The organism is Pseudomonas amygdali, assembly GCF_002699855.1.
Taxonomy (GTDB): Bacteria; Pseudomonadota; Gammaproteobacteria; order Pseudomonadales; family Pseudomonadaceae; genus Aquipseudomonas; species Aquipseudomonas amygdali.
Genome location: NZ_LKBW01000067.1, coordinates 1 through 11,048 on the forward strand (window position 1 = coordinate 1; position 11,048 = coordinate 11,048).

Genomic DNA, 11,048 nt, shown 5'->3' on the forward strand with positions numbered 1-11,048 from the left:
CAGGATGCAGGCCGCCAAGGCAGCGTAAGTGGATAATTGTCCAACCTTCGGGGGGCATACCACTCCGCGTGGGAATGCAGTTCGTGACGCTCCGCGTCACAAATCTGCGCCGCGCCGCAGACGCAAGACCGGACGCGGAGCGTCCAGAACGGCGTACCGACGCTGGAGCGTCGGCACGATAGGTGTCGCGCTCCTGACTTACAGCTTGATCCAGGTGGATTTCAGCTCGGTGTATTTGTCGAAGGCATGCAGCGATTTATCACGACCGTTGCCTGACTGCTTGAAGCCACCGAACGGGGCAGTCATATCGCCGCCGTCGTACTGATTGACCCATACGCTGCCCGCGCGCAGTGCCTTGGCGGTCAGGTGTGCTCTGGAGATATTGGCGGTCCACACGGCAGCAGCCAGGCCATAAGGCGTGTCGTTGGCTATCTGTATCGCTTCTTCGTCGCTGTCGAACGTCAGCACTGAAAGTACCGGGCCGAAGATCTCCTCTTGGGCGATCTTCATGGCGTTGTTCACGCCGTCGAAAATGGTCGGTTCGACGTACGTGCCGCCGGTTTCCTGCAGAATGCGCTTGCCGCCCGCAACCAGTCTGGCACCCTCGGCGTGACCGGCTTCGATGTAGGACAGCACTGTGTTCATCTGCTGGGTGTCGACCAGCGCGCCCACATTGGTCGCAGGGTCCAGCGGATTGCCGGGCTTCCAGGTGGCCAATGCCTCAAGCACCATCGGCAGGAAGCGTTCCTTGATAGAGCGCTCGACCAGCAGCCGAGAACCGGCAGTGCAGACTTCGCCCTGATTGAAAGCAATTGCGCTGGCGGCTGCGTCGGCGGCGGCCTGCAAATCCGGCGCGTCGGCAAAGACGATATTCGGGCTTTTGCCACCGGCTTCCAGCCAGACGCGTTTCATGTTCGACTCGCCTGCGTAAATCATCAGTTGTCTGGCGATTTTGCTCGAACCAGTAAACACCACGGTATCCACGTCCATATGCAGCGCCAGCGCCTTGCCGACGGTATGACCGTAACCCGGCAATACGTTGAGCACGCCCGCAGGAATGCCTGCCTCGATGGCCAGCTGCGCAATACGAATGGCGGTCAGCGGAGACTTCTCCGACGGCTTCAGGATCACGGAATTGCCGGTGGACAGTGCAGGACCAAGCTTCCAGCAAGCCATCATCAACGGGAAGTTCCACGGCACGATGGCGGCGACGACACCGACCGGCTCTCGGGTAACCAGGCCCAATTGGTCATGAGGCGTTGCGGCGACCTCGTCATACAGCTTGTCGATGGCCTCACCGCTCCAGCTCAGGGCTCTGGCAGCACCAGGAATGTCGACGCCGAACGAGTCGCCAATCGGCTTGCCCATGTCCAGGGTTTCAAGCAAAGCCAGCTCTTCGGCATTTTGCTTGAGCAGCCCGGCGAAACGGATCATGGTTTCCTTGCGTTTGGCCGGAGCCAGTCGCGACCAGGCACCTGAGTTGAAGGCGCTGCGCGCACTGTCGACAGCGCGTTGCGCGTCAGCGGTGTCGCAACTGGCGACCTTGGCAAGCATCCGGCCATCGACCGGGCTGATGCAATCAAACGTCTCGCCGGAGGAGGCTGCGGTGTATTCACCTTGAATGAAGGCACGGCCTTCGATCTTCAAATGCTGGGCGCGTTGCTCCCAGTCAGCACGAGTCAGGGTGGTCATTTGCATGTCCTCCTCTTGTTGAATGTGGGTGTGTCATGGTTGATTAAAGACACAATCTGAAATTTTTCAGGAAGGCCGTTACCCTAAACTAGCGGCCCGACAAAACCAATATATTTGACATAAATAGCCGCCAAGGCGCTTTTTTGTTGATTTTATTAAACAGCTCCGCGCGCGCGGGGCACTAACGCACAGCACGCACGTCAAACCCTCAACGCATTCAGGACAAGGGGCCCATCATGAGCATCGAAAGCATCGTCGACTTCAGTGAAGCCAGCACCGCCGCCGAGCACTATCGCCCTGCACCGGAAAAGGTCTTTAAGGGCGATCCGGCACAAACCCTCTACAACCACTACAACAGCCCCTGCGGACAGATGAGCGCGGGGGTCTGGAATGGCGAGCCCGGGCAGTGGCAGGTGAGTTACTCGGAGCATGAGTATTGCGAGATTGTGCAGGGTGTTTCAGTCCTGCGCGACGAGCAGGGCAACGCGAAAACCCTGCGCGCAGGCGACCGTTTCGTGATTCCAGCCGGCTTCAAGGGCACTTGGGAGGTGCTGGAAACATGCCGCAAGATTTATGTGGTGTTTGAAGCAGCTGCGGATAAATAAGTACTGCCCTTGCAGCTATGCCAGGAGCGCAGACACAAAAAAACCCGCCGAGGCGGGTTTTTTTGTAGCCGACAGAATCAATTACTTGATTTTGCCTTCTTTGTAGATCACGTGCTTGCGTACAACCGGATCGAATTTTTTGATTTCGATTTTATCCGGGGTAGTACGTTTGTTCTTGTCGGTGGTGTAGAAATGGCCTGTACCAGCGCTCGACACCAAACGGATCAATTCACGCATGATTCTCTCCCTTAAATTTTGCCGTCGCGACGCAGTTCAGCGAGCACAACTTCAATGCCACGCTTGTCGATGATACGCATGCCTTTAGCAGATACGCGCAGACAAACAAAACGCTTCTCGCCTTCAACCCAGAAGCGGTGATGCTGCAGGTTTGGCAGGAAACGACGACGGGTTTTGTTGTTTGCGTGGGAAATGTTATTCCCAGTCACCGGACCCTTACCGGTAACTTGACATACTCTCGACATGCCTCAGCCCTCTAAAACCACATGCCCAACCCGGCATGGGTTGGCCGCTTAATCTCTCAGTCATTTGGCGCCAGGCGCCGCGTTTCTTTAAGGGTCTTACCGGCTACACCTACAGTGAAGGAACCGGGCCCCTAGAAAAGAGCGCTGCTTTATACCAGAAAGCCTTGGACGCAACAACAGGCAAAGCACTTTGACCCGAATGAATCCGCTCTGCGCGGCGGTATGCTCAAGCAATGCGGGGGCACAGGCAAATCGACCGCTCGTCGCACCGTAACGATTGTTCTACGCCAGTACATGGTCTAGGGTTAGTCCCTCACCAGACTGCGCCGGCAGATGGGGCCCTTTCTGAACAGGAAATAACGCCATGCGCCTAGCTGCACTCCCTTTTTTGCTTGTTCCGTTGCTGCTTCCGATTGCCGCCCAGGCATCGAACCTTGTGGTCTGCACCGAAGCCAGTCCCGAAGGCTTCGACGTTGTGCAGTACAACTCCCTGACCACCACCAACGCATCGGCCGACGTGCTGATGAACCGTCTGGTGGACTTCGATGCCCAGAGCGGCAAGCTGGTGCCGAGCCTGGCAGAAAGCTGGACCGTGTCCAAAGACGGCCTGACTTACGACTTCAAGCTGCGCGCCGGAGTGAAATTCCACACCACTGACTATTTCAAGCCGACTCGCGAGCTGAGCGCGGATGATGTGCTGTTCAGCTTCCAGCGCATGCTCGACCCGCAGAACCCGTGGCACAAGATCGCCCAGAGCGGTTTTCCGCATGCGCAATCCATGCAGTTGCCCGCGCTGATCAAGAGTATCGAAGCGCCCAATGCACACACCGTGCGCTTTACGCTCAACCATGCGGACTCGACCTTCCTGGCCATGCTGAGCATGGGTTTCGCCTCGATCTATTCAGCCGAATATACCGCGCAGCTGTTGAAGGCGGGCACGCCGGAAAAACTCAACAGCCAGCCGATCGGCACCGGGCCGTTCGTGTTCAAGCGCTTCCAGAAAGACGCCGCGGTGCGCTATGAGGCGTTCGACGATTACTTCGTCGGCAAGTCTGATATCGACACGCTGGTGTATGCCATCACGCCGGACGCCAATGTGCGCCTGCAGAAAATCCGTCAGGACGAATGCCAGATAGCGCTCTCGCCCAAGCCTCTGGATATTCAGGCAGCCAGCAAGGACGACTCACTCAAGGTCGAGAAGACTGAAGCGTTCATGACCGCGTTTGTCGCGATCAACAGCCAGCACCCGCCGTTCGACAAGCCGGAAGTTCGCCAGGCCATCAACCTGGCGTTCGACAAGGACAATTACCTGAAAGCCGTGTTCGAAGGCACCGCTGAAAAAGCCAATGGCCCTTATCCGCCCAACACCTGGAGCTACGCCAAAGACCTGCCCGGCTATCAGCACGATGTCGCCAAGGCCAAGACTTTACTGGCCAAAGCCGGTCTGAAGGATGGTTTCAAGACCACTATCTGGACCCGGCCTTCCGGCAGCCTGCTTAACCCCAACCCAAGCCTGGGCGCTCAATTGTTGCAGGCTGACTTGAAGCAGGTCGGCATTGATGCCGAGATCAAGATCATTGAGTGGGGCGAACTGATTCGCCGCGCCAAGGCTGGCGAGCATGACCTGCTGTTCATGGGCTGGGCGGGCGACAATGGCGACCCGGATAACTTCCTGACCCCGCAGTTCTCGTGTGCAGCCGTGCAGTCGGGCACCGATTTCGCCCGTTATTGCGACAAGACGCTGGACAAGCTCATCACCGATGGTAAGTCCGTCAGCGATCAGGGCGAACGCAGCAAGCTGTACCATCAGGCGCAGCAGCAGGTCCAACAGCAGGCACTGTGGATACCCCTCGCCCACCCGACCGCAGCAGCCTTGGTACGCAAGGACGTCACGGGTTATCAGGTCAGCCCGTTTGGCAGGCAGGATTTCTACAAGGTGCAGGTCAAGTAAGTCGTCAGACCTAGGCCTGTCTGCGTAACTGGCGTGCCCAAGCCCTGCATTNTACCACGCAGAGCGCGGGAACGATAAGCCGAATCCCGACCTATAGCTCCGCGTGAGCGCTACATCAACCCGCGCTCAACCATCGACAGTGGCTCGCCGTCGCCCACGATCACGTGGTCCAGCACATGAACATCCACCAGCATAAGTGCTTCCTTGAGGCGCTTGGTCAGGTCAATGTCGGAACGGCTGGGCGTGGTGATGCCGGAAGGATGGTTGTGGCAGAGGATCAGGCTGGCGGCGTTGTGAGCCATCGCTCGTTTCACCACCTGGCGCGGATGCACATAGGAGGCGTTGATCGTCCCGCGAAACAGTATCTCGAAGGTCATGACCCGGTGCTTGTTGTCCAGAAACAGGCAGGCGAAAACTTCATGCTGTTCATGTCTGAGCTGAGCCTTCAGGTAGTTGCGCACCTGAGTGGGGTTTTCCAGCGCTGAGTCACGGCGCAAGGACTCGGCCATGTGCCGGCGCGCCATCTCCATGACTGCCTGCAACTGAGCAAATTTGGCAGGCCCCAGCCCGAGCTGGGAGGTAAACGTGGACAGGTCAGCATCCAGTAACGATCTGAGCCCGTCGAATTGATTCAGAAGATGACGGGCAAGGTCTACGGCGCTTTTTCCGGCCACCCCGGTGCGTAAAAAGATAGCCAGCAACTCGGCGTCGGAAAGGCTCCCCGCCCCCAACTCCAACAAGCGTTCCCGCGGGCGTTCGGCCGCGGGCCAACTGCGAATACTCATAGCACCTCCATGTGATTGGGCACCGCTGTTGCGGTGCAGTCGCTGTGCTATCTTAGCCCATCTTTTTTGCGCGACGGCCTGGCCTGGGGAGGCGTCATGGACGTCGCGTATTCACTCGACCAAAAAGGCAGGTCTATGCAGCGGCTGTATCGAAAACGCATCGTTCTTGGCGTCGGCGGCGGCATCGCGGCCTACAAGAGCGCCGAGCTGGTCCGCCGCCTGCGCGATCAGGGCGCAGAAGTGCGTGTCGTCATGACCAAAGGCGGAGCAGAGTTCATTACGCCGCTGACCATGCAGGCCCTGTCCGGGCACCCTGTGCACCTGGACCTTCTCGACCCGGCCGCAGAGGCCGCGATGGGCCATATCGAACTGGCCAAATGGGCCGACCTGATCCTGATCGCTCCGGCCACCGCCGACCTGATCGCGCGCCTGGCGCAAGGCATCGCCAACGACTTGCTGACCACCATCGTGCTGGCAACCGATGCCACCGTCGCCATCGCACCGGCGATGAATCAGGCAATGTGGCGTGACGCCTCAGTGCAAGCCAATACCAGGCAGCTTGAAGAGCGTGACTTTCGTGTGTTTGGGCCAGCGTCCGGCAGTCAGGCCTGCGGCGATGTCGGCTTCGGTCGCATGCTGGAGGCCGAAGATCTGGCCCAGTGCGCAGCGGACTGTTTCCAGCGCCTGAGCCTGACCGGCAAGCATGTGCTGATCACCGCTGGCCCGACCCAGGAAAACATCGATCCGGTGCGCTACATCACCAACCACAGCTCCGGAAAAATGGGCTTTGCCCTGGCCGAAGCGGCTGTGGAAGCCGGTGCGCGCGTCACGCTGATCACCGGGCCAGTCAATCTGCCGACGCCGGATCGCGTCTCGCGCATCGATGTGGTCAGTGCCCGCGACATGCTGGCGGCGTGCGAGGCTGCCATCCCCTGTGACCTGTTCATCGCCTCGGCAGCGGTGGCTGACTACCGTCCGGAAGTTGTCGCCCCGCACAAATTGAAGAAAGATCCTTCAAACGGTGACGGCTTGCTGCTGCAGATGGTCCGCAATCCGGATATTCTGGCGACCATCGCAACCCGCCCGGATCGCCCTTTCAGCGTCGGTTTCGCCGCCGAGACCGAACACCTGCTCGACTACGCTGCCCGCAAGCTCAAGGACAAGAACCTCGACCTGATTGTCGCCAACGATGTCGCCAACCCGAGCATCGGCTTCAACAGCGAGGAAAACGCCTGCAGCGTGATTGACCGAGGGTTGCACGTAACACTTTTCGCCCAGACCAGCAAGGCCAAGATCGCTCGCCAGCTGGTCACTTTTATCGCCGACCGCATGAATCAGGTTTAACTACGAATGCACGCTCTACAAGCCAAGATCCTCGACCCTCGCATTGGCAACGAATTTCCACTCCCGGCCTACGCCACTGTTGGCTCGGCAGGCCTGGACCTGCGTGCCATGCTCAAGGAGGATACCGTCCTCGAGCCCGGCCAGACCCTGCTGATCCCTACCGGCCTGTCGATTTACATCGGCGATCCGGGCCTGGCCGCGTTGATCCTGCCGCGCTCCGGCCTGGGTCACAAACATGGCATCGTGCTGGGTAACCTGGTGGGTCTGATCGACTCCGATTATCAGGGAGAATTGATGGTGTCGTGCTGGAACCGTGGCCAGACTGCATTCAACATCGCGGTGGGCGAGCGTATTGCGCAACTGGTGTTGGTGCCTGTGGTGCAGGCGCATTTCGAGCTGGTTGAAGCGTTCGACGAAAGTCAGCGTGGCGCTGGCGGCTTCGGTCATTCCGGCAGTCATTGATCGCCATTCGGCACATAATCCGGGTTCGGGACAAGACTCAGGGAGAGGTCGGTGAAAGGTAGTCAGCACAGCGCTTCACAGCACGCCATACACGCCGATAACTCGCCTCCGGCTGCGAGCCTCAAAGGACTCGCGCCTGGCCTGGTGCCTGCCGCCATCGGCCTGCTGATTGCTGCGGCACTGGTCTGGACAGCTCTGGCCACCGGTCCGCAGCAACAGGACCAGCTTGTTCAGGCCTGGGGCGGCAGTCAGGCAGCAGCGGTGGGTTTGGCGCTGCATCAGATCAACGCGGACACCCAGTCGGCGGCCTCCGGCGCAGCACTTGTGCAGACGCTTCAGAGCAATGACGCCGCTGCCCTACTGGCCGCTCAGGAGCGATTTACCCGTTGGGACGGCCTTGCAGGCGCTCGGCTGTACTCCAAGGGGCTGGCCGATGTGGACACGCAAGGCGCACTGCCCGTCAGTTTCGCCACCCTGGACATGCTAAACAAGGCCGCACAAGGTGAGACGGTCGCCCCGGAAGCGCGCAAGGTCGGCGAGCGCTGGTTGATCTACAGCGCAGCACCGGTGCGTGCCACTGCCACTCAGCCGGTGATGGGTACGCTGCTGCTGGCCTTTGACCTGCAGCGCTTGCTCAATGCCTTGCCGACGCTGCCTGCCGATGCCGGGCAAGTGTTGCTCAGCCAGCAATTCGGCAGCGGGCCCGCTCAGGTTTTCCTGCAGCGCGGTCAGGCCGTTGACGGCAAAGCACAGGCCTTCGATACCGGTTATCCAGGCTGGAAACTCGAGTTCACGCCCGGTCCCGGGCTGAAAACCTCTCCATCCGTGATGCTTCTGCTGCTGGCATTGATTATCGCTGCAGCGGGCGTGCTGCTTGGCTTGCAACGTAATGAACGGGCCCTGCAGAAGCGTATTTGCGCCGACGCACGGCAACTGGATCAACTGCTCCAAGAACTCTCACGCGGAAAAGCCGTCAAACCCTTCGGTTTGAGCCTCCCGGCCCTTAGTGGTCTGGCTCAGGCCCTTGCTCGTGTCTCGCTTCGTAGTCAGCCTCAGGCAGTGCCTGTCCTGGCGGCGGGCGAGCAGCGCGATGCAGATATTGCCAAAGGCAGTGCTTCGTCCACCGTGGCTGCATCACGCACCGACTGGACCGATCCGCTGTTTCAAGATACCGATATCCTTGATATCGACCTTCTCGACGAAAACCAGGACTTCCTGAGATCGGAGCATAACCTCGCTATGAACAGCCCAGCATCCGTGGCACCCAACCTTCCCGAGACTATTTTCCGTGCCTACGACATTCGTGGAGTGGTCGGGGACACCCTCAACGCTGAAACGGCTTACTGGATCGGCCGCGCCATTGGCTCTGAAAGCCTGGCGCAGAACGAACCCAACGTCAGCGTTGGCCGCGACGGTCGCCTTTCAGGCCCTGAACTGGTAGAGCAACTGATTCAAGGTCTGCACGACAGCGGCTGCCACGTCAGCGATGTGGGCCTGGTGCCAACGCCTGCGCTGTATTACGCAGCCAACGTGCTGGCCGGCAAGACCGGCGTCATGCTGACCGGCAGCCACAACCCCAAGGACTACAACGGCTTCAAGATCGTCATCGCCGGCGACACCCTCGCCAACGAGCAGATCCAGGCGCTGCACGAGCGTATCAAGACCAACAACCTGACTTCGCAGAAAGGCAGCATCACCAAAGTCGACATCCTCGATCGCTACTTCAAGCAGATCAAGGACGACATCGTCATGGCGCGCAAGCTGAAGGTCGTGGTCGACTGCGGCAACGGCGCGGCAGGCGTGATCGCGCCGCAGCTGATCGAAGCGCTGGGTTGTGAAGTGATCTCGCTGTTCGCGGAAGTGGACGGCAACTTCCCCAATCACCACCCGGACCCGGGCACGCTGGAAAACCTGCAGGATCTAATCGCCAAGGTCAAGGAAACCGGTGCCGATCTGGGCCTGGCATTCGACGGTGACGGCGACCGTGTCGGTGTCGTGACCAACAAGGGTAATGTGGTTTACCCGGATCGCCTGTTGATGCTGTTCGCGCTGGACGTGCTCAAGCGCAACCCGGGTGCCGACATCATTTTCGACGTCAAATGCACACGTCGCCTGACTCCGCTGATCAGCGAACATGGCGGTCGTCCGGTGATGTGGAAAACCGGCCACTCGCTGATCAAGAAAGAAATGAAAAAGAGTGGCGCGCTGCTCGCAGGTGAAATGAGTGGCCACATCTTCTTCAAGGAACGCTGGTTCGGTTTCGACGACGGTATCTACAGCGCGGCACGTCTGCTGGAGATCCTCAGCCAGGAGTCGGCCAATGCCGAAGACCTGTTCGAAACCTTCCCGAACGATATTTCGACGCCTGAAATCAACATCAAGGTGACGGATGTCACCAAGTTCAGCATCATCAAGGCCCTTGAAACCGACGCGCAGTGGGGCGACGCCAAACTGACAACCATCGACGGTGTCCGCGTGGACTATCCGAAGGGTTGGGGTCTGGTCCGTGCGTCCAATACCACGCCGGTACTGGTGCTGCGTTTCGAGGCCGAAACCGAGGCTGAGTTGCAGCGCATCAAGGACGTGTTCCACGCTGAGCTGAAAAAAGTTGCACCGGATCTCGACCTGCCATTTTGATTGTTTTTCCTTTTGACTGGAGCCCTGAATGACCCTCGAACGTGATGCCGCCTCTAATGTAGCCAAGGTCCTTTCCGAAGCGCTGCCTTACATTCGCCGCTTTGCCGGCAAGACGCTGGTTATCAAGTACGGCGGCAACGCCATGGAGAGCGAAGAGCTGAAAACCGGCTTTGCGCGCGACATCGTGTTGATGAAAGCGGTGGGTATCAACCCGGTGGTGGTTCACGGCGGCGGGCCGCAGATCGGTGATCTGCTCAAGCGCCTGTCCATCGAGAGCCACTTCATCGATGGCATGCGCGTGACCGATGCGCAGACTATGGATGTGGTGGAGATGGTCCTGGGTGGCCAGGTCAACAAGGACATCGTCAACCTGATCAACCGTCACGGCGGCAGCGCGATCGGCCTGACCGGCAAGGACGCTGAGCTGATTCGTGCGAAGAAACTCACCGTCACGCGCCAGACGCCGGAAATGACCAAGCCCGAAATCATCGACATCGGTCAGGTCGGTGAAGTGGTCGGGGTCAACACCGGGCTGCTCAACATGCTGGTCAAAGGGGATTTCATTCCGGTCATCGCGCCTATCGGCGTGGGCCCGGACGGCGAGTCGTACAACATCAACGCCGACCTGGTCGCAGGCAAGGTTGCCGAGGCCCTCAAGGCCGAGAAGCTGATTCTGCTGACCAACATCGCCGGCCTGATGAACAAGCAGGGCGAAGTCCTGACTGGGCTGACCACCGAACAGGTCGACGGCCTGATCGCCGACGGCACGATCTACGGCGGCATGCTGCCGAAGATCCGTTGCGCGTTGGAAGCGGTTCAGGGTGGAGTCAATAGCTCGCACATCATCGATGGACGAGTGCCCAATGCGGTCCTGCTGGAAATCTTCACCGACAGCGGTGTAGGTACTCAGATCACCAACCGCAAGCGGCACTGATTCAGGCGTAACACCCAAAGGCCCCGTGAGCTTACGCTGACGGGGCCTTTTTGTTGGTTGATGATGATCGCTGATTATCGTTCCCACGCTGGAGTGGTATGCCCCCCGAAGGTTGGACAATTATCCACTTACGCTGCCTTGGCGGCCTGCATCCTG

10 protein-coding genes are annotated in these 11,048 nt (G+C 59.3%); 6 read left to right on the forward strand and 4 right to left on the reverse strand.

The annotated features are described in order from the left end of the window. Positions 1 to 198: 198 nt before the first annotated feature. Entirely contained in the window at positions 199 to 1,692 is a 1,494-nt protein-coding gene (locus tag AO277_RS06955) for an aldehyde dehydrogenase (RefSeq protein WP_005731632.1), read from the reverse strand. A gap of 236 nt (positions 1,693 to 1,928) precedes the next feature. Between AO277_RS06955 and AO277_RS06960 the strand changes: the two genes are divergently transcribed. Then, positions 1,929 to 2,297 carry a cupin domain-containing protein gene (locus tag AO277_RS06960; protein ID WP_002551516.1) on the forward strand — a complete coding sequence of 123 codons (369 nt, stop codon included), beginning with the start codon at positions 1,929 to 1,931 and terminating at the stop codon, positions 2,295 to 2,297. An 81-nt stretch (positions 2,298 to 2,378) separates the two neighbouring features. On the opposite strand, the gene rpmG is transcribed toward AO277_RS06960, so the two are convergent. After that, positions 2,379 to 2,534 carry a 50S ribosomal protein L33 gene (rpmG, locus tag AO277_RS06965; RefSeq protein WP_002551515.1) on the reverse strand — a complete coding sequence of 52 codons (156 nt, stop codon included), beginning with the start codon at positions 2,532 to 2,534 and terminating at the stop codon, positions 2,379 to 2,381. Positions 2,535 to 2,545: 11 nt separating this feature from the next. Further along, a complete protein-coding gene (rpmB, locus tag AO277_RS06970; protein ID WP_044319820.1) occupies positions 2,546 to 2,779 on the reverse strand; it encodes a 50S ribosomal protein L28 in 234 nt (77 codons plus the stop codon). A 364-nt stretch (positions 2,780 to 3,143) separates the two neighbouring features. Between rpmB and AO277_RS06975 the strand changes: the two genes are divergently transcribed. Next, a complete protein-coding gene (locus AO277_RS06975) occupies positions 3,144 to 4,730 on the forward strand; it encodes an ABC transporter substrate-binding protein (RefSeq protein WP_044319819.1) in 1,587 nt (528 codons plus the stop codon). 110 nt (positions 4,731 to 4,840) lie between these two features. On the opposite strand, the gene radC is transcribed toward AO277_RS06975, so the two are convergent. Continuing rightward, positions 4,841 to 5,515, reverse strand: a complete 675-nt coding sequence (gene radC, locus AO277_RS06980; RefSeq protein WP_002551512.1) for a RadC family protein — start codon at positions 5,513 to 5,515, stop codon at positions 4,841 to 4,843. 135 nt (positions 5,516 to 5,650) lie between these two features. Between radC and coaBC the strand changes: the two genes are divergently transcribed. From coaBC to argB, 4 genes are read left to right on the forward strand one after another with little or no spacing between them, the layout of a single operon-like run. Next, on the forward strand, positions 5,651 to 6,859 hold the full coding sequence (gene coaBC, locus AO277_RS06985; protein WP_044319818.1) for a bifunctional phosphopantothenoylcysteine decarboxylase/phosphopantothenate--cysteine ligase CoaBC: 1,209 nt from the start codon (positions 5,651 to 5,653) through the stop codon (positions 6,857 to 6,859). 6 nt (positions 6,860 to 6,865) lie between these two features. After that, complete coding sequence (gene dut, locus AO277_RS06990; protein WP_005731629.1) at positions 6,866 to 7,321, forward strand: dUTP diphosphatase; 456 nt, start codon at positions 6,866 to 6,868, stop codon at positions 7,319 to 7,321. Positions 7,322 to 7,372: 51 nt separating this feature from the next. Beyond that, positions 7,373 to 9,958, forward strand: a complete 2,586-nt coding sequence (locus AO277_RS29395) for a phosphomannomutase/phosphoglucomutase (RefSeq protein WP_044319817.1) — start codon at positions 7,373 to 7,375, stop codon at positions 9,956 to 9,958. A 28-nt stretch (positions 9,959 to 9,986) separates the two neighbouring features. Continuing rightward, on the forward strand, positions 9,987 to 10,892 hold the full coding sequence (argB, locus tag AO277_RS07000; protein WP_044319816.1) for an acetylglutamate kinase: 906 nt from the start codon (positions 9,987 to 9,989) through the stop codon (positions 10,890 to 10,892). Positions 10,893 to 11,048 lie beyond the last annotated feature (156 nt).

What these genes read in the sequence shown, in the direction of transcription:
- AO277_RS06955 (WP_005731632.1), bottom strand. Translation starts at nt 1,692, where the DNA reads ATGACCACCCTGACTCGTGCTGACTGGGAGCAACGCGCCCAGCATTTG.
- coaBC (WP_044319818.1), top strand. Translation starts at nt 5,651, where the DNA reads ATGCAGCGGCTGTATCGAAAACGCATCGTTCTTGGCGTCGGCGGCGGC.
- argB (WP_044319816.1), top strand. Translation starts at nt 9,987, where the DNA reads ATGACCCTCGAACGTGATGCCGCCTCTAATGTAGCCAAGGTCCTTTCC.
- AO277_RS06960 (WP_002551516.1), top strand. Translation starts at nt 1,929, where the DNA reads ATGAGCATCGAAAGCATCGTCGACTTCAGTGAAGCCAGCACCGCCGCC.
- AO277_RS06975 (WP_044319819.1), top strand. Translation starts at nt 3,144, where the DNA reads ATGCGCCTAGCTGCACTCCCTTTTTTGCTTGTTCCGTTGCTGCTTCCG.
- dut (WP_005731629.1), top strand. Translation starts at nt 6,866, where the DNA reads ATGCACGCTCTACAAGCCAAGATCCTCGACCCTCGCATTGGCAACGAA.
- rpmB (WP_044319820.1), bottom strand. Translation starts at nt 2,779, where the DNA reads ATGTCGAGAGTATGTCAAGTTACCGGTAAGGGTCCGGTGACTGGGAAT.
- radC (WP_002551512.1), bottom strand. Translation starts at nt 5,515, where the DNA reads ATGAGTATTCGCAGTTGGCCCGCGGCCGAACGCCCGCGGGAACGCTTG.
- rpmG (WP_002551515.1), bottom strand. Translation starts at nt 2,534, where the DNA reads ATGCGTGAATTGATCCGTTTGGTGTCGAGCGCTGGTACAGGCCATTTC.